Source organism: Paraburkholderia phymatum, from assembly GCF_040965635.1.
GTDB lineage: Bacteria > Pseudomonadota > Gammaproteobacteria > Burkholderiales > Burkholderiaceae > Paraburkholderia > Paraburkholderia phymatum_B.
The window spans coordinates 63,328-80,769 of sequence record NZ_JBFRCH010000005.1 but is presented as its reverse complement, the minus strand read 5'-3'; the positions used below and the strand labels follow the sequence as shown (position 1 = coordinate 80,769).

13 protein-coding genes and 1 tRNA gene are annotated in these 17,442 nt (G+C 62.2%); 6 read left to right on the top strand and 8 right to left on the bottom strand.

Going from position 1 to position 17,442, the window contains the following annotated elements:
- Nucleotides 1–263: 263 nt before the first annotated feature.
- On the top strand, nt 264–2,378 hold the full coding sequence (locus AB4Y32_RS12085) for a phosphocholine-specific phospholipase C (RefSeq protein ID WP_368721580.1): 2,115 nt from the start codon (nt 264–266) through the stop codon (nt 2,376–2,378).
- 92 nt (nt 2,379–2,470) lie between these two features.
- On the opposite strand, the gene AB4Y32_RS12080 is transcribed toward AB4Y32_RS12085, so the two are convergent.
- From AB4Y32_RS12080 to uvrA, 3 genes are all read right to left on the bottom strand, one after another.
- Nucleotides 2,471–3,175 (bottom strand): glutathione binding-like protein, encoded by a 705-nt coding sequence (locus AB4Y32_RS12080; RefSeq protein WP_368721579.1) that lies wholly within the window; start codon nt 3,173–3,175, stop codon nt 2,471–2,473.
- Nucleotides 3,176–3,318: 143 nt separating this feature from the next.
- Complete coding sequence (locus tag AB4Y32_RS12075; protein ID WP_368721578.1) at nt 3,319–4,383, bottom strand: DMT family transporter; 1,065 nt, start codon at nt 4,381–4,383, stop codon at nt 3,319–3,321.
- A gap of 23 nt (nt 4,384–4,406) precedes the next feature.
- Nucleotides 4,407–10,331, bottom strand: a complete 5,925-nt coding sequence (gene uvrA / locus AB4Y32_RS12070; RefSeq protein ID WP_368721577.1) for an excinuclease ABC subunit UvrA — start codon at nt 10,329–10,331, stop codon at nt 4,407–4,409.
- Nucleotides 10,332–10,674: 343 nt separating this feature from the next.
- Here uvrA and AB4Y32_RS12065 point away from each other — a divergent pair, with 343 nt between their 5' ends.
- Nucleotides 10,675–11,832 carry an acyltransferase family protein gene (locus tag AB4Y32_RS12065; protein ID WP_368721576.1) on the top strand — a complete coding sequence of 386 codons (1,158 nt, stop codon included), beginning with the start codon at nt 10,675–10,677 and terminating at the stop codon, nt 11,830–11,832.
- 13 nt (nt 11,833–11,845) lie between these two features.
- Here the strand turns inward: AB4Y32_RS12065 and AB4Y32_RS12060 are convergent, their stop codons facing one another.
- Complete coding sequence (locus AB4Y32_RS12060) at nt 11,846–12,352, bottom strand: SOS response-associated peptidase family protein (protein WP_368721575.1); 507 nt, start codon at nt 12,350–12,352, stop codon at nt 11,846–11,848.
- A 25-nt stretch (nt 12,353–12,377) separates the two neighbouring features.
- Between AB4Y32_RS12060 and AB4Y32_RS12055 the strand changes: the two genes are divergently transcribed.
- The 4 genes from AB4Y32_RS12055 (at nt 12,378) to AB4Y32_RS12040 (ending at nt 13,756) form a co-directional block, all read left to right on the top strand.
- Nucleotides 12,378–12,794: a type II toxin-antitoxin system HicB family antitoxin gene (locus AB4Y32_RS12055; protein WP_368721574.1), complete on the top strand. Its 417-nt coding sequence runs from the start codon at nt 12,378–12,380 to the stop codon at nt 12,792–12,794.
- A 28-nt stretch (nt 12,795–12,822) separates the two neighbouring features.
- Nucleotides 12,823–13,026 (top strand): hypothetical protein, encoded by a 204-nt coding sequence (locus AB4Y32_RS12050; protein WP_368721573.1) that lies wholly within the window; start codon nt 12,823–12,825, stop codon nt 13,024–13,026.
- A gap of 44 nt (nt 13,027–13,070) precedes the next feature.
- Nucleotides 13,071–13,307 carry a hypothetical protein gene (locus AB4Y32_RS12045; RefSeq protein ID WP_368721572.1) on the top strand — a complete coding sequence of 79 codons (237 nt, stop codon included), beginning with the start codon at nt 13,071–13,073 and terminating at the stop codon, nt 13,305–13,307.
- A 158-nt stretch (nt 13,308–13,465) separates the two neighbouring features.
- Nucleotides 13,466–13,756, top strand: a complete 291-nt coding sequence (locus tag AB4Y32_RS12040) for a DUF3303 domain-containing protein (RefSeq protein WP_368721571.1) — start codon at nt 13,466–13,468, stop codon at nt 13,754–13,756.
- A gap of 183 nt (nt 13,757–13,939) precedes the next feature.
- Here AB4Y32_RS12040 and AB4Y32_RS12035 read toward each other — a convergent pair.
- The 4 genes from AB4Y32_RS12035 to pheT all read right to left on the bottom strand — a co-directional run bounded on the left by AB4Y32_RS12035 (nt 13,940) and on the right by pheT (nt 17,438).
- Nucleotides 13,940–14,016 (bottom strand) — tRNA-Pro (locus tag AB4Y32_RS12035).
- Between the two features lie 69 nt (nt 14,017–14,085).
- Complete coding sequence (locus tag AB4Y32_RS12030; RefSeq protein ID WP_368721570.1) at nt 14,086–14,484, bottom strand: MerR family transcriptional regulator; 399 nt, start codon at nt 14,482–14,484, stop codon at nt 14,086–14,088.
- Nucleotides 14,485–14,540: 56 nt separating this feature from the next.
- Nucleotides 14,541–14,951, bottom strand: a complete 411-nt coding sequence (locus tag AB4Y32_RS12025) for an integration host factor subunit alpha (protein WP_368721569.1) — start codon at nt 14,949–14,951, stop codon at nt 14,541–14,543.
- A 54-nt stretch (nt 14,952–15,005) separates the two neighbouring features.
- Nucleotides 15,006–17,438: a phenylalanine--tRNA ligase subunit beta gene (gene pheT / locus AB4Y32_RS12020; protein WP_368721568.1), complete on the bottom strand. Its 2,433-nt coding sequence runs from the start codon at nt 17,436–17,438 to the stop codon at nt 15,006–15,008.
- Between the last annotated feature and the right edge of the window lie 4 nt (nt 17,439–17,442).

The window sequence follows — 17,442 nt, the reverse complement described above, 5'->3', positions numbered from 1 at the left end:
AGAGTCAGCCGCAACCGCCCCTCGCGACGACCTTCAACGCCGTCCCAACGCTGTCGGCTTCACCCGCGAGTCCCTCGCCTCAAACCCCGCAGTCAACATCCGCGCAGTCGCCCGCTGCATCCCCGGTCAGCAACAGCGCAACGGATTCCGTCGTACTCGCACCACCCGTGATTCACACCGTCGATTGAGTTCTGCCCAGCACGGCTTTCTCGCCCTCATGGAAGCCGCCCCTTACCGTTTCCTTCTTCGTGATCGAAGCCAACATGACCTCAAAGAACCGCCGTGATTTCCTGCGCACCGCCGCCCACGCAGCCGGCAGCGCAACTGCACTGAGCATGCTGCCCCTCGGCATCCGCAATGCGCTTGCGATTCCCGCCAACAACAAGACGGGCAGCATCCGCGACGTCGAGCACATCGTCGTGTTGATGCAGGAAAACCGTTCGTTCGACCACTACTTCGGCACGCTCAAAGGCGTGCGCGGCTTCGGCGATACGCGCGCGATCAATCTGCCGAACGGCAAGCCGGTGTGGCATCAACCGGGAGTCGGCGGCGTCGGCGAAGTGTTGCCGTTCCGTCCGACCGCGCCGAATCTCGGCTTGCAATTCCTGCAAGACCTGCCGCACGACTGGCCCACGACGCACGGCGCGTGGAACGGAGGCCGCAACGACCAGTGGGTGCCGAGCAAGGGCACGACGACGATGGCGTATCTCACGCGCGACGACATCCCGTTTCACTATCAGCTTGCCGATTCGTTCACGATATGCGACGCGTACCACTGCTCGCTGATGGGCGCGACCGATCCGAACCGCTACTACATGTGGACCGGCTGGGTCGGCAACGACGGCTCGGGCGGCGGCCCCGTCGTCGACAACTCGGAACTGGGCTACGGCTGGTCGACGTATCCCGAAGTGCTGCAAGCCGCGGGCATCTCGTGGAAGATCTATCAGGACATCGGCACGGGTCTGGACGCGAACGGCTCGTGGGGCTGGACGCAGAATCCGTACATCGGCAACTACGGCGACAACTCGCTGCTCTACTTCAATCAGTATCGCAACGCGCAGCCCGGCAGTCCGTTGTATGAGAAGGCACGCACGGGCACGAACGTGTCGGCGGGCGGCACGTACTTCGACGTGCTGCGTCAGGATGTGCAGAGCAACCAGTTGCCGCAGGTGTCGTGGATCGTCGCGCCCGAGGCGTACACCGAGCATCCGAACTGGCCTGCGAATTACGGCGCGTGGTACGTCGATCAGGTCTTGCAGATTCTCACGTCGAACCCCGACGTGTGGAGCAAGACCGTGCTGCTCATCAACTACGACGAGAACGACGGCTTCTTCGATCACGTGTCGCCGCCGTTTGCGCCGTCGTCGGACGCGGACGGCCTCTCGACCGTCGATACGACAAACGAAATCTATCCGGGCGGCAACAGCGGCAAATACGCACCCGGTCCGTACGGCCTCGGGCCGCGCGTGCCGATGCTCGTCGTGTCGCCTTGGTCGAAGGGCGGCTGGGTGTGCTCGGAAGTGTTCGATCACACGTCGGTGATCCGCTTCATCGAGAAGCGCTTCGGGCATGGGCACAATCTGTCGGAGCCGAACATCACGCCGTGGCGTCGCGCGGTGTGTGGCGATCTGACGTCGGCGTTCAACTTCGACAATCCAAACGATGCGTTCCCGACGCTGCCGTCGACGGCCTCATACAAGCCACAGGACCAGAACCGTCACGCGGACTATATTCCGGTGCCGCCCCTCGTCGGCTCGGTGCCGAAGCAGGAACAGGGTGTGCGCCCCGCGCGCGCCGTGCCGTACGAACTGTTCGTGCGCATCGACGACAGCAGCAGTGGCAAACTGTCGATGCGCTTTGTCAACACGGGCAAGGTCGGTGCGAACTTCCTCGTGTTCGCGGCGATGAGCGCGAATGCGCCGCGCACGTACACGGTCGAAGCGAACAAGCGCCTCGTCGATCAGCTCAACGTGAATGCCGATGGTACGTATGACTTCACGGTGCATGGGCCGAACGGCTTCCTGCGCCGCTTCGCCGGCAAGCAGACGACTCAGCATTTCTGGAACAGCCACGATCAGGCGAAGCCGGAAGTCGTCGAGGGCTACGATGTCGCCAACGGCAATTTGCAGTTGCGCTTGAAGAACGACGGCAATGCGCGCTGCCAGTTCACGATCGTCAATGCGTATGACGCGAGCAGTCCCGTCGAGCACACGGTTCGCGGCGGCGATAGCGACACCGTGTATCTCGATCTGCGTCACGTGTACGGCTGGTACGACCTGACGATCACCGTCGATAGCGATGCGTCGTTCGTGCGCCGCTATGCCGGTCACGTGGAGACGGGCAAGGCGACCATGAGCGATCCGGCGCTCGGCATGTAACGCTTTGCGGGAAGGACCCAAAAGAGAGAAAGTCCGTGCCGGCGAAAATGGCACGGACTTTTTTGTTTTGTCGAATCCTTGCGGATGGCTGCTTATAAGCGCTTTGGAATATCCAGCCCCCTCACAACAGCGGGGCGCGCGAGAAACGCATCGAGCGCGCGCTTCACGTGCGGATAGTTGTCGATCTCGACCAGATCGGCCGCCTCGTAGAACCCGATCAGATTGCGCACCCACGGAAACGTCGCGATATCGGCGATCGTGTACTCGTCGCCCATGATCCACTTGCGCGTCGCGAGCCGCTCGTTCAGCACGTTGAGCAGCCGCTTCGATTCATTGACGTAGCGGTCGCGCGGGCGTTTGTCTTCGTACTCCTTGCCCGCGAACTTGTTGAAGAAACCGACCTGGCCGAACATCGGCCCGATGCCCCCCATCTGGAACATCAGCCATTGAATCGTCTCGTAGCGATCCGACGCACGCTTTGGCAGCAACTTGCCCGACTTGTCCGCGAGATAGATCAGGATCGCGCCCGACTCGAACAGCGGCAGCGGCTCGCCATCGGGTCCGTTCGGGTCGATGATCGCGGGAATCTTGTTGTTCGGATTGAGCGACAGGAATTCCGTCGACATCTGATCGTTCGCATCGAAGCGCACCAGATGCGGCTCGTATGCGAGACCCGTCTCCTCCAGCATGATCGACACCTTGACGCCGTTGGGCGTCGGCAGCGAGTAGAGCTGGATGCGCTCGGGATGCTCAGCGGGCCACTTCTTCGCGATCGGAAAAACGGATGGGTCAGGCATGAAAGGTCCTCGTCGTTGATCGGCAAACAGACGGTCAATATAGACGCGTTGCGCCGTCGTTGCTTGCGCGCGGATCTGCGTGGACGGGTCCGATCCGCGCTTCGCGCCCGCATGTGTGTGGCGACGGCATCGTTAAGCTCCCGTCAGTGCCGATGCCGATGATGGATGTCGGGAAAGTGAGCGTGCATGTGCGTGATGCGCGCATGACGGTGTGGGTGCGTATGCGGCTCCGTACCGTCCCAGTCGAAATCGTGTGCATGCTGATGATGCTCGTCGTGCCGATGCCGATGGTTGTGCTCGAGCGCGTCGTGCGTGTGCTCGTGCATATGGCGCTCGCGCAAATGCAGCCAGATGCCAAGCGCCATCAACGCCGCTGCGATCCAGACGAATAGAGGCGGCCTCTCGGGCCACAGCGCAAACGAAATGGCGACGCCGAACAACGGCGCCACCGAGAAATACGCGCCCGTGCGCGCCGAGCCAAGATGCCGCAGCGCGACCACGAACAGCACGAGGCTCACGCCGTAGCCCGCAAAACCGGCTCCCATCGACGCGACGATCAGTCCCGCTGCCGGCACGTGTGCGCCCGACAACAGCGCGATGCCCGTGTTGACAGAACCCGCGACCAGCCCCTTCACGCACGCGATGATCATCGCGTCGTTGTTCGAGACCTTGCGCGTCAGATTGTTGTCGATGGCCCAACACAGACAGGCCGTAGCAACCAGCGACGCGCCCGCTCCCGCTCCGCCTCCTCCTGGCTGCCATGACAGCAGCACCCCGCCCGCGACGATCGCGACCATGCCGAGAAACACCCGCATGTCGACGTTCTCGCGAAACACGACCCACGCGATCAGCGCAGTGAACACGCCTTCGAGGTTCAGCAGCAGCGAAGCCGTTGCGGCAGGTGTCGCGTTCAGGCCGAACATCAGAAGCGCCGGCCCGGCCATGCCGCCCGCAGCGATTGCGCCGATCAGCCAGGGCACTTCTGCCAGAGGCATCGGATGCGCGTCTGCATGATCAGCGTCCTTCCCGCGCCACAATCGCCGGATGAGAATTGCGATGGCGAGTCCAACCCCGCTGCCTAGATAGAACAGCCCCGCCACCATGAACGGCGACAACGCGCCGAGCAGCGCCTTCGCGAACGGCGTGGTCGCGCCGAAGAGGACGGCCGCCAGAATCGCAGTGAAAGCCGCGCTGTGACGTGTGTGCATGGTCGTGTTGCCCATTGTCCGTCTTACCCTGCGCTGGCTCGCTTGCCGTCGGCGTCCTCGTCGGACATGCGTGCGGCGCGAGCCAGCACCGGCTCCAGTGCGCGCCCGGTATGGCTTGCCGCAACGCGCACCAAACCTTCGGGGTCCGTCGCCGCAACGATCGAACCGCCGCCCACGCCGCCTTCCGGTCCGAGATCGATGATCCAGTCGGCTTCCGCGATCACGTCCAGATCATGTTCGATCACGACGACGCTATGCCCAGCATCGGCCAGCCTGTGCAGCACGCGAATCAGCTTCGCGACGTCGGCCATATGCAGACCGACCGTCGGCTCGTCGAGCACGTACAGCGTATGTGGCGCCTTCTGCCCGCGCCGGGTGATGTCGTCGCGCACCTTGCTCAGTTCGGTAACGAGCTTGATGCGCTGCGCCTCGCCACCCGACAACGTCGGCGACGGCTGGCCAAGCGTCAGATAGCCGAGGCCGACGTCCTTCATCAACTGCAGCGGATGCGCGATGTTCGACATCGACGCGAAGAAATCGACGGCCTCGTCGATTTCCATCGTCAGCACGTCGCCGATGTTTTTGCCGCGCCACGTGACCGCGAGCGTTTCCGGATTGAAGCGTTGCCCATGACATACGTCGCACGGCACCTTCACATCAGGCAGGAAACTCATGCCGATCGTGCGCACGCCTTGCCCTTCGCACGCGGGACAGCGACCCTCGCCCGTATTGAACGAGAAGCGCGACGCCGTATAGCCGCGTGCCCGCGCTTCGAGCGTGTCGGCAAAGAGACGCCGGATCGTGTCCCACACGCCGATATACGTCGCGGGACACGAGCGCGGCGTTTTGCCGATCGGCGTCTGATCGACTTCGAGCACGCGGTCGATCGATTCGAAACCGCTGATGGACTCGCACCCTTGCCACACGTGAGAGACGTTCAGCGACGGCTTCGGCGCGCTGCGCGCGAGCACGCTTGACGGGCGGTTCGCCGCGGCAGACTGTTCAGTCTGTTCGGCTTGCGCGGCCTTGCGGGCACGCCGCACCGCTGGCGACGACAACACGGACCGCCCGACGGCATCGAGCAAATTCGTCATCAACACGTCGCGAGCGAGGGTCGATTTGCCCGATCCGCTCACACCCGTCACCGCGACGAGGCGCCCCAGCGGTATTCCGACCGTCACGCCCCGCAGATTGTGCAGCGTCGCGCCATGCACGGTTAGCCAGTTGTCGGGCACGGCCGGCGCGCGTTTCGTCTCGACCGATACAGCGCGCCGCGCCTGCAACGGATGCAGGATCGGTTGCGCGAGGAACTGGCCCGTCAGCGAACTGGACTGCGCAGACAGATCGCCGACGCGCCCCTGCGCGACCAGCGTACCGCCACGCTTGCCCGCGCCCGGACCGATGTCGATGATGTGATCTGCGCGGCGAATGGTGTCCTCGTCGTGCTCGACGACGACGAGCGTATTGCCCTTGTCGCCGAGCTTGCGCAGCGCGTTCAGAAGAATCTGGTTGTCGCGTGGATGCAAGCCGATCGTCGGTTCATCGAGCACATAGCAGACGCCCTGCAGATTGCTGCCGAGCTGCGCGGCGAGACGGATACGCTGCGCTTCGCCGCCCGACAGACTAGGCGCCGCGCGATCGAGACTCAGATAGCCAAGGCCCACTTCTTCGAGAAACTGCAACCGGCTGCCGATTTCGCTGATCACATCGCGCGCGATCTCGGCGTCGCGGCCTTCCAGTTGGAGCTCATCGATCCAGCGGCGCGTGTCCGACACGGTCCACTGCGCGACGTCGACGATGGACGTTTCGTCGAACGTCACCGCGCGTGCTGGCGGATTCAGGCGCGTGCCATGGCAATCCGGACACGGCTCTTCGCCGACGCCCTCCGGCTCCTGCTCGTCTGACGGCAAGGTCTGCTCGCGGCCGCGATTGTCGTCGACGAGCACGGTGTCGTCGTAGGCCGCGCGCTGCTCGCGCGTCAACGCGAGTCCCGTACCGACACAGGTCGTGCACCACCCATGCTTGCTGTTATAAGAGAACATGCGCGGATCGAGTTCCGGGTAGCTGGTGCCGCACACCGGGCACGCCCGCTTGACGGAGAGCACCTTAACTTCGCCGACGTGAGCAGTCGTGCCGTTGCTGGTCATCGCATGTTCGAGGCCGTCGAGCGGCGCGAGCAGATGCATCACGCCCTTGCCTGCCTCGAGGGTTTCTTCGAGCAGGCGGCGCAGCTCCGCTTCCTTGTCCGCCGACACGACAATGTCGCCGACGGGCAGCTCGATCGTATGTTCGCGGAATCGGTCGAGCTTCGGCCACGGGTCGGCAGGCACGAACTCGCCATCGACGCGCAGATGCGTATTGCCACGCGCCTTCGCCCACTTCGCGAGATCGGTATAGACACCCTTGCGGTTCACGACGAGCGGCGCGAGCAAGCCGACATGTTCGCCTTTGTGGTCACGCATCAGTTGGGCGACGATCGATTCGACGCTTTGCGACGTGACGGGCGCGCCGTCATGGATGCAGTGCTGGATGCCAAGCTTCACATACAACAGCCGCAGGAAGTGCCACACCTCCGATGTGGTCGCGACGGTGCTCTTGCGGCCGCCGCGCGACAAACGCTGCTCGATTGCGACTGTCGGCGGAATGCCGTACACGGCGTCGACTTCGGGACGGCCAGCCGGCTGCACGATCGAGCGCGCATACGCATTCAGCGACTCCAGATAGCGGCGCTGCCCTTCGTGAAACAGGATGTCGAATGCGAGCGTCGACTTGCCGGAACCCGATACGCCCGTGATCACGTTGAACTTGCCGTGCGGAATGTCGACGTCGAGCGCTTTCAGGTTGTGCTCGCGTGCGTTCACGATGCGCACGACGTCTTCGCCTTCCACTGCGCGCCGCGCGCGCGCCGCATTCAGCGCCGTTTGTAACGGCGTGCCCTGCGTTGCGGCTTCGGCTTTTTCGGCTGCTTCTGTAGGCTCGATGATTTGCCCCATCGCGCCATCGTATTGCACGAGCGCCGCGCCCGTGTGCGAATCGGGGCATCGCTTGACGTCTTCCGGCGTGCCCGCACACACGACGAGGCCGCCACCGTCGCCTCCTTCCGGACCGAGATCGATCAGCCAGTCAGCCGCGCGAATCACGTCGAGGTTGTGCTCGATCACGATCAGCGAATGACCGCCCGCGAGCAGCTTGCCGAATGCCTGCATCAGCTTGGCGATGTCGTCGAAATGGAGACCCGTGGTCGGCTCGTCGAACATGAAGAGACGCGCCGCGCTCGCCTGCTTCGTGCCGCCGCGGGCCGTGCGCGCCTGAGCCGTTTCCGCGAGAAAGCCAGCGAGCTTGAGCCGCTGCGCCTCGCCGCCCGACAGTGTCGGCACCGGCTGCCCGAGCTTCACGTATTCGAGACCGACATCGACGATGGGCTGCAACACGCGCAACACTTCGCCGTCGCCCGCAAACAGGCCGACGGCCTCGTGCACCGTCAGTTCGAGCACGTCGGCGATGCTTAGTTCGCGCCGTTCGCGTTCGATCTTCACTTCCAGCACTTCGGGCCTGTAGCGGCTGCCGTCGCAGTCCGGACAGCGCAGATAGACGTCGCTCAAAAACTGCATTTCGATATGTTCGAAGCCTGAGCCGCCGCAAGTCGGACAACGGCCATCGCCCGAATTGAAGCTGAACACGCCCGCGCCATAGCCGCGTTGCAGCGCGAGCGGCGCCTTCGCGAACAGCTTGCGGATTTCGTCGAACGCGCCGACGTAGCTTGCCGGGTTCGAGCGCGTCGTCTTGCCGATCGGCGACTGATCGACGAACACGGCGTCGCTGATCTGCTCGATGCCCGTCAGGCTTCGGTGAGCGCCCGGCGCTTCCGTGGCCTTGCCGAGTTGCCGCGACAGCGCCGGATTCAACACGTCCTGGATCAGCGTCGATTTGCCCGAGCCCGAAACGCCCGTCACGCACACGAGACGCTGCAACGGAATGTCGACAGTCACATCGCGCAGATTGTGCTGACGCGCGCCTTCCAGCACGATGCGCGGCGTGCTTTCGTCGACGGGTCGTCGCGCCCAGTGCGCCACGTCCGCAACGTGCTTGCGTCCGCCCAGATACTCGCCCGTCAGCGTGCCGGCCGAGCGAATGTCGTTGGGCGTGCCGTCGTAAATGATCGTGCCGCCGCGCTCCCCCGGACCGGGTCCCATGTCGATCAGGCGATCGGCGGCAAGCATCACGGACGGATCGTGTTCGACGACGACGAGCGTATTGCCCGCGTCACGCAGACGTTGCATCGCCTCGACGATCCGGTTCAGGTCGCGCGGGTGCAGGCCAATACTCGGCTCGTCGAGCACGAAGAGCGTCTTGGTCAGCGACGTGCCGAGTGCCGTCGTCAGGTTGATCCGCTGCACCTCGCCGCCTGAAAGCGTGCGGCTCTGGCGATCGAGCGTCAGATAGCCCAGCCCCACATCGCACAGATACTTGAGGCGTGTGCGCACTTCGGCGAGCAGCAATTTCAGCGCGTCGTCGAGCAGTGCGCTCGGCAGCGTGATCTCGTCGAAAAAGCGGCGAATGCGCTCGATGGGCAGCAGCATCAGATCATGGACCGTCAGGCCCGGCAACGCTTCGAGCTGCGCGCGGTTCCAGTCGACGCCGCGCGGCATGAAGCGCTGCGCAGGTTCAAGCACGGCGTCCGCGTTCTGTTTCGAGCCGAGGCGCCACAGCAGCGATTCCGTTTTCAGACGTGCGCCGCCGCATGTCTCGCACGGCGTGTAGCTGCGATATTTCGACAGCAGCACGCGGATGTGCATCTTGTACGCTTTCGATTCGAGGTAGCCGAAGAAGCGCTTCACGCCGTACCACTGCTTCTGCCAGTCGCCATCCCAATCCGGCGAGCCGTTGATGACCCAGTCGCGCTCGGCTTCAGTGAGTTCCGACCACTGCGTGTCGCGACGGATGCCCGCTTTCGCCGAATAGCGCATCAGGTCGTCCTGGCATTCTTTCCACGCCGGTGTCTGCATCGGCTTGATCGCGCCGCCACGCAGCGTCTTGCGTTCGTCGGGGATCACGAGCCCCAGGTCGACGCCGATTACGCGCCCGAAGCCCCGGCAGGTGTCGCACGCACCGTAGGCCGAGTTGAACGAGAACAACGCGGGCTGCGGATCGGCATAGCGCAGGTCGCTGTCGGGATTGTGCAGGCCCGTCGAGAAACGCCAGATTTGCTGCCCAGCCGGCTCGCCTTGCGCGCCTTCCTGCGCCAGCACATAGACGTTCACGCGCCCGCCGCCGCGCTTCAGCGACGCCTCGATCGCTTCGACCACGCGCGCCTTTTCGACCTGGTGGAGACGGAAGCGATCGGCGACGACGTCGAGCACCTTGCGCATACCCGTCGGCGACGGAATTTCGCGCTGTGCCTGGACACGTGTGTAGCCGCTCGCGGAAAGCCATTGCTCGACTTCCGCTTCGCTCGTCGAGTCCGGTAGCTCGACGGGAAACGTGACGACGACACGCGGATCATCACCCGCCGTGCGCGCGCTCAGTTCGGCGTAAATCGTTTCGGGCGAATCGTGGCGAACGGCCTGCGCCGTCTTGCGATCGAACAGCTCGGCAGCGCGCGCGTAGAGCAGCTTCAGATGGTCGTTCAGCTCCGTCATCGTGCCGACCGTCGAACGCGAGCTGCGCACCGGGTTCGTCTGGTCGATCGCGATAGCGGGCGGCACGCCGTCGACGCGGTCGACCTGCGGCCGGTCCATCCGGTCGAGAAACTGGCGGGCATACGCGCTGAAGGTTTCGACATAGCGCCGCTGCCCTTCGGCGTACAGCGTATCGAACACGAGGCTCGACTTGCCCGAGCCCGACGGTCCCGTCACGACGGTCATTTCGCCCGTGCGCAGGTCGAGATCGACGTTCTTCAGGTTGTGCTGGCGTGCGCCTCGAATTCGGATTAGGTTGTTTGAAGCCAAAATATGACCTTAAATCAACGAGTTAAATAATAATTTGAGAGGCGTTGCGCGTCCACGAAATGCACAATAGCGCACTAACGAAATCAGACACTTACAACGGCGTTTTGGATTCATGTCACCGCATATTCTACTGTATATCCATACAGATTTTCGGGCGCGCGCCAAGGCGTCGGGAGAGCCATTGCTGCGCGAGGCCGAGACCAATAACCGGTATTCCTCAGATGAAAAACACGTAGTGGAAACGGCAACATTTGCCACTAGGAACGTAACGCCATAAGCAAACCGGAAACGATTACGCTAAACTCTCGGTATTCTTACAAATACATTTCGAGAGACAACAATAATGAGACAGCATTTGCTGCCCGCGCTTACCTCGTTGCGTTTTTTCGCAGCGGCGGCAATCGTACTTGAGCATTCGATCCCCTATTTTCATCTTGGCGAGGCGTTAGCCGCGAAGTACGTCCTGATCCAGGGCGTCACGTTTTTCTTTGTGCTGTCGGGCTTCATCCTGACGTACCAGTACGGGAACATCAGCGGCATCGGCGAAGGCTTCCGGTTCCTGTTCAACCGCATCGCCAAGATCTGGCCGGCGCACATCATTACGATGCTGGTCTTCTATGCGTTGTTCGTCATGGGCATCGGCATTGCCTATGATCCGCCGATGGAAACGTGGGTGGCCAATGCCGCGCTGTTGCAGGCATGGGATCCTACGCCGTCGGGCTTCTTTGCTTTCAATAGCGTCGCATGGACACTTTCAGTCGAACTGTTCTTCTACGCGGCGTTCCCGGTGCTGACCGCGGACTTCTCGCGCACGTGGAAGGTGAAGCTCGGCGTATCCGCGCTACTAGTGATCTACGCCATGAGCCTCGTCAACACCACGGATGCCACTGGCTTCGATGGTCGAGACAGTCTGTCGGTCGCATCGTGGGTATACATCTGGCCGCCTGCGCACCTCATCGAATTCGTGCTCGGCATGACGGCCGGTCACACGTGGAAGCTCTACGGCCAGCAGTTCGCCGGTAAGTGGATGTCGACGAGCGCCGAAGTAATCGGCGTGCTGCTAATCCTGCTCGGATCGCTAAAGATGCCGGGCCTTGCCTGGCGTCTCGCACACGCAGGGTACATCGACGAAGCGGCGCGCACGTGGATCACAGTGAGCGGCTCGGCACCCTTCTATGCAGTCGGCGTGTTCATGCTCGCGCGCGGTGAAGGGTATGTCGCGCGTGCGCTGTCGGTATGGGCGCTGCGCAAGCTCGGCGAAGTCAGCTTCGCTATGTACCTCGTCCATCAACTGATCGTGCGCGTCCTGCAACTGAATCCGTCGATGATCTGGTGGCCGACTGACTGGACAATGAAAGCGCAGTTCGCGCTCTACTGGGGCGTGACGATCGCGGCCTCGGTCGTGCTATGGTTCGTCGCCGAGCGCTGCATCACGAAGTGGATGAAGGCGCTGCTGAGAGTTAAGAAGCGGGAAGCGCCGACTATCGGAACCCCGGCTTGAGCATCGCTGAGTTTCAATCGAGTAGTGTCGTCTGCTCCGGGCCTTCCTCTGACTGCTGTTTTGGCTTTCGCGGGGGCAGCGGGAATGGCTCGGCGTGCATCGCTTCGGCCGGATAGAGATTCAGAAACGATCGCGCCTCGTCGGTCGAACGGCAGTACAGCCAGTCGCCGTACTCGGTCGGAGGAACGATTACGACTGAACGCTTTTCATCGCCCGGCTTGTGGAAACGATTCATAAGCGAGTGCTCAGCCGAGTTGACCGTCAATATGGTGAACGCCAAAGTCTGCGACCCATCGACCTCCTTCCATGAACGCCACAGGCCCGCGATCGCAAGCGGATCGCCGTTCGCCATGCCGATCTTCGCGCGTACCGGCTTTCCAGTTTCATAATTCGGCTCGAAGAACGTCCGGCATGGAATTAGGCATAGCTGCAGGCTCTTCCACGCGCCGCTGAAGTTCCGCTTCTGCTCAATCGACTTGGTCTGAAGTGAAGGGAGCCCCGAAAGGGGCTTTCTTCGCACCGTTTCTCAAACAATGGAGTGCACTATGTTGCGTTACCCAGCCCTGTTCGAACCGGATGGCGATGGCTTCGCGGTGTCGTTTCGGGACATCCCGGAGGCATTGACGAGCGGCGAGACGATGGAAGAAGCCCGCGCAATGGCCGCCGACGCGCTTCTGGCGGCAATGGACTTCTATTTCGAGGATAGGCGCCCTGTGCCAACGCCGTTGAAGGCAAAACGGGGCGAAGAGTTGGTCGCGCTGCCCGCCAGCGTGTCGGCGAAGGTGTTGCTTCTGAACGAAATGATCGCGCAGAAGGTGACACCTTCAGACCTTGCGCGACGGCTTGGCACAAGTCCACAGGTCGTAAATCGCATCGTCGACATCAAGCATGCGACGAAAATCGACACGATCGCAGAGGCGTTGGAAGCCCTCGGCAGGCAGCTCGAGATCGCGGTAGTGTGATTGACACGCAGCGGATCCTGGCGGAGGAATGGAAAATGCGGACGACCACGATGACCTTGTACGCGGCAATAGTCGAAGTGCTTTCGATCCCTGCATTGCGATGAAGGCATCTGCGATTGCAGCGGAAATAAAACAGGATCGGATCGTTCCGACGTTTGCGTCGAAAAAGAAAAAACCCGGCGAAGCGCCGGGTTCGAATGGCCGTCCCCCACAGCCCTCGGGCGAAGGCTGATCGGCCGCTTACCACACGCCATCTGGCACCCTTGCGGCGGTCGAATGCGCATCGACGATGGTCTTCGTCTGGTTCGCCCCCCGGCGGACCAAGAAGCGTCGGACGACTACTCGCAGCACCGACAGCATCGTCCGAACGCGGAAATACTCTATGAGCGCAGCCTTAACGGAAACTTAAAGCGGCGGGGTGCGCTCGGTCGAATGCGGGATGTCGCGCAGAGGTGGATCGAATTTGCTGCTTCGCCGATGGAAGTTGCCCAGACGCTGCCTATCATTCTTTGAAGCGAGCTTTAGAGCGCCACGGTGGCGGCACGGAATGTTGGATAACGTAAGACGAATCCGCGCCCGATGCAGGCTCCCATGCGCCGCATGCGGCGGCGTCTGTCGCGGTGACGGCTTGCCACTGGCCGGCACCGTCGCGAGTCGAGTGGAGGTCTCCAATGAAGTTCATTGTTCAGTGGAACGGGCAGCCAACGGCGCAACAGTCGGCCATCGAACGTTTCATGAAAACGGGCGGCGCCTTGCCACCCGATGGCATCAAGATGCTCGGACGATGGCATTCGATCGGCGAGCTGAGCGGGTGCGCGATCATCGAGGCGGAAAACACCGCGCCCATGGCGGCGTGGATGCTGCAGTGGGGCGATATCTTTGAGTTCACCATCACGCCCGCTGTCACCGACGAGGAGCTCGGAGCGGCGCTGGGAGCGTATCAGGCTCAGGCGGGGAAGTGAGGCGGCGATGCCTTGTCCGCTGACGGCTTTGAGAGCATGCGCAGGGCGACGACGATGGCAGGGATGTTAATCAGGATACCGATGCACTTGCGTCTTCTCGTTCTATAGATGCCTACTGACGGCGACGACCGATACAAAGAAAAAAAGGACTTACGGCTTGCACCGTAAGTCCTTTTGTCCATCTGGTCGGGGCGAGAGGATTTGAACCTCCGACCACCTGCACCCCATGCAGGTACGCTACCAGGCTGCGCTACGCCCCGAAAGCGTGAAAGTATAACAGACACTTCACGCGAATAGAACTGCAACAATCGACAACCGCAATAAATTCTTCAATGTCCGAGCAGGTCGATCACCTGCAACAACTCCTTGCGCAACTGATCGACGTCGACGGTGGCGGTGGTCGGCTGCACAACCGTCCCTTCGACGACCTCGCCCTCGCCTTCCGCACCCTGCACGGGCCCATGCGAATCGAGCCGGTTGCGCGCACCGTTGATCGTGAAGCCCTGCTCGTACAACAACTCGCGGATCCGCCGGATCAGCAGCACTTCATGATGCTGATAGTACCGCCGATTGCCCCGGCGCTTCACTGGACGCAACTGCGTGAACTCCTGCTCCCAATACCGCAGCACATGTGGCTTCACGCCGCACAATTCGCTCACTTCACCGATCGTGAAGTAGCGCTTCGCGGGAATCGGAGGCAAGACGACTTTTTCCATCGTCGCTGTCATCGTCAGTTAGCGGTCGGTTAAACCGTCGTAGTGGTTGCGCGGGGCGCGCGATGCGATCAACGCGCGAAGCTCTCTTCGACGCCGTTCTCAACCAGCGCCTTCAGCTTTTGACTTGCATGGAACGTCACGACGCGGCGCGCGGCGATAGGAATCGCCTCGCCCGTTTTCGGATTTCTGCCGGGACGCTGCGGCTTGTCGCGCAACTGGAAGTTGCCGAAGCCGGACAGCTTCACGCTGTCGCCGCTCTCGAGCGCGTCGCGAATCACCTCGAAGAACGCCTCGACCATGTCCTTCGCTTCCCGCTTGTTGAGCCCGACATTGTCGAACAGCAGCTCGGCAAGTTCAGCCTTGGTGAGCGTCGGTGCTTCGGCCGACGCGCTGGAGGTCGATGAAGGAATATCGCGAATCATGGCGCTACGTTGCGCCGAAAGAAGGGCTTCGAAATCACTCGAGTTCATTTCATTCATATCTGTCAAATGGCGCGTCAACCACAACGGAACATGCGGAGCAACCGTTATCGGTTATCCGCGCAACCGGGCGCCATACACTCGAGCAAGACGATCCACCAAAGTCTGAATGGCCAAATCGACCGTTTCATCCTGAAGGGTCCCACCAGTATCTTGCAAGGTTACACGGAACGCAAGGCTTTTCTCGTGCGCCGCCAGCCCGCCGGAAGTATTTGATTTTGCACGAAATTCATCGAAAAGCGCAACCCTTTGAATGGTCTTGCATGCGTCTTCGGACAACGCCTTTTGCATCTCGTCGAAGAGCGCCTGGACCTCGATTTTCTGGTCCACAACGATCGCGATATCGCGCCGTACCGGCGGGAATTTCGGTACTTCCGTCGGAGTCGGCAGCGCGCGTTGCATCAGAGCTTCCGCGTCGACTTCAAACAGAATCGGCGCATGCGGCAGATCGTACTTCTGCATCCAGCGCGGATGCAGTTCGCCGATCCAACCGATTGCGTGGCCATCGAGCTCGACACGCGCGCTGCGTCCCGGATGCAGCGCCGGATGCTCCGCCTTCACGAAGCGCGCGACGGCAGGCGCAAGCAGCGCTTCGAGATCGCCCTTCACATCGAAGAAATCGACGGCACGTGTCGTCGCGCCCCACTGCTCTTCGACGACGGGACCATACGCGAGCGCGCCGATCATCTTGGGCTGCGCGAAGCCTTCGACAGCGAGTTCACCCGCCTTGACGGACGTGTCCTGCAGGAACACGCGCCCCGCTTCGAACACGCGGATACGATCCGCGCGACGGTTCAGGTTATGGCGCAGCACGTTGATCAAGCTGCCGAACAGCGACGTGCGCATCACCGACAACTGGCTCGCAATCGGATTCAGCAGGCGCACCGGGTTGTCGTCGCCGGCGAAATCCTGTTCCCATTCGGCATCGACGAAGCTGAAGTTCACCGTTTCCGCGTAGTCGCGCGCGGCCAGCGCATGACGCAGCGCATGGATCGAACGCTGCGTCTCGTTCGTGCGGCGCATTTCGCTGCGCGCGACGGGCGGGCGCGCCGGAATCTTCTCGAAGCCGTAAATGCGCGCGACTTCTTCGATCAGGTCTTCTTCGATTTCGATATCGAAGCGATACGGTGGCGGCGTCACGAGGAAGTCGTCGCCTTCGCGCTCGAACGGCAGGCCGAGGCGCGTGAAGATCTGCGCGATCTCATCGGCGCAGACCGCAACGCCAATGATGCGGTTCGCGCGCGCGACCCGCATCTTGACGGGCTCACGCTTCGGCACATTGACAATCTGGTCGTCGACGGGACCGGCCTCGCCGCCGCAGATATCGAGGATCAGTTGCGTGATGCGCTCGATATGCTCGACGGTTGTCGAGTAATCGACGCCGCGTTCGAAGCGATGACCCGCATCCGTCGAGAAGTTGTAGCGGCGCGAGCGGCCGCGAATGCTATCGGGCCACCAGAATGCCGCTTCGAGATAGATGTTCGTGGTTTCGAGCGTGACTGCCGTGCTGTCGCCGCCCATGATGCCCGCGAGGCTTTCGATATGGCGGTCGTCGGCGATCACGCCAACCGTCTCGTCCACTTCGACCGTGTTGCCGTTCAGCAGCTTGAGCGACTCGCCGCGCTTGCCCCAGCGCACGTCCATGCTGCCGTGGATCTTGTCCAGATCGAAAACATGCGACGGACGGCCGAGTTCGAGCATCACGTAGTTCGAGATGTCGACGAGCGCGGTAATGCTTCGTTGACCGGAACGTTCGAGGCGTTCGACCATCCACGCCGGCGACTTCGCGCGCGCATTGACGCCGCGAATCACGCGCCCGGAGAAACGGCCGCACAAATCCGGCGCCGAGATCTTCACGGGCAGCGTTTCGTTCAGCTTCACTTCGACGGGCTTGATGTCCAGCGGACGCAGCGGCGCGCCCGTGATTGCAGCCGTCTCGCGCGCGACGCCCAACACCGACAGGCAATCGGCCTTGTTCGGCGTCAGCTTGATTTCGAAGACGGTGTCGTCGAGATTCAGCGTTTCACGAATGTCCTGGCCAATCGGCGTATCTTCCGGCAGGATCAACAGGCCGCTATGATCGTCCGACAGCTTCAGTTCGCGCGCCGAGCACAGCATGCCCTCGCTCTGCACGCCACGCAGCTTCGACAGCTTGATCGCGAACGGCGCGCCGCCCTCTTCCGCAGGCGGCAACTGCGCGCCCACCAGCGCAACGGGCACCTTGATGCCGGGCGCCACGTTCGGCGCGCCGCACACGATGTTCAGCGTCGAGCCCGTGCCGGCGTCGACCTGACACACGTTGAGCTTGTCGGCGTCCGGGTGCTTGACGACTTCGAGCACGCGGCCCACCACGATCTTCGACGTCGGCGGCGCAGCGGGGCGCAGGTCTTCGACTTCGAGACCGGCCATCGTCAGGGCGTGCGACAGCTCTTGCGTCGTCAGTTGCGGATCGACAAAGGTTCTGAGCCAGGATTCCGGGAATTGCATGGTT

What these genes read in the sequence shown, in the direction of transcription:
- AB4Y32_RS12085 (WP_368721580.1), top strand. Translation starts at nt 264, where the DNA reads ATGACCTCAAAGAACCGCCGTGATTTCCTGCGCACCGCCGCCCACGCA.
- AB4Y32_RS12080 (WP_368721579.1), bottom strand. Translation starts at nt 3,175, where the DNA reads ATGCCTGACCCATCCGTTTTTCCGATCGCGAAGAAGTGGCCCGCTGAG.
- AB4Y32_RS12075 (WP_368721578.1), bottom strand. Translation starts at nt 4,383, where the DNA reads ATGCACACACGTCACAGCGCGGCTTTCACTGCGATTCTGGCGGCCGTC.
- AB4Y32_RS12065 (WP_368721576.1), top strand. Translation starts at nt 10,675, where the DNA reads ATGAGACAGCATTTGCTGCCCGCGCTTACCTCGTTGCGTTTTTTCGCA.
- AB4Y32_RS12055 (WP_368721574.1), top strand. Translation starts at nt 12,378, where the DNA reads ATGTTGCGTTACCCAGCCCTGTTCGAACCGGATGGCGATGGCTTCGCG.
- AB4Y32_RS12050 (WP_368721573.1), top strand. Translation starts at nt 12,823, where the DNA reads ATGGAAAATGCGGACGACCACGATGACCTTGTACGCGGCAATAGTCGA.
- AB4Y32_RS12045 (WP_368721572.1), top strand. Translation starts at nt 13,071, where the DNA reads ATGCGCATCGACGATGGTCTTCGTCTGGTTCGCCCCCCGGCGGACCAA.
- AB4Y32_RS12040 (WP_368721571.1), top strand. Translation starts at nt 13,466, where the DNA reads ATGAAGTTCATTGTTCAGTGGAACGGGCAGCCAACGGCGCAACAGTCG.
- AB4Y32_RS12030 (WP_368721570.1), bottom strand. Translation starts at nt 14,484, where the DNA reads ATGACAGCGACGATGGAAAAAGTCGTCTTGCCTCCGATTCCCGCGAAG.
- AB4Y32_RS12025 (WP_368721569.1), bottom strand. Translation starts at nt 14,951, where the DNA reads ATGAATGAAATGAACTCGAGTGATTTCGAAGCCCTTCTTTCGGCGCAA.
- pheT (WP_368721568.1), bottom strand. Translation starts at nt 17,438, where the DNA reads ATGCAATTCCCGGAATCCTGGCTCAGAACCTTTGTCGATCCGCAACTG.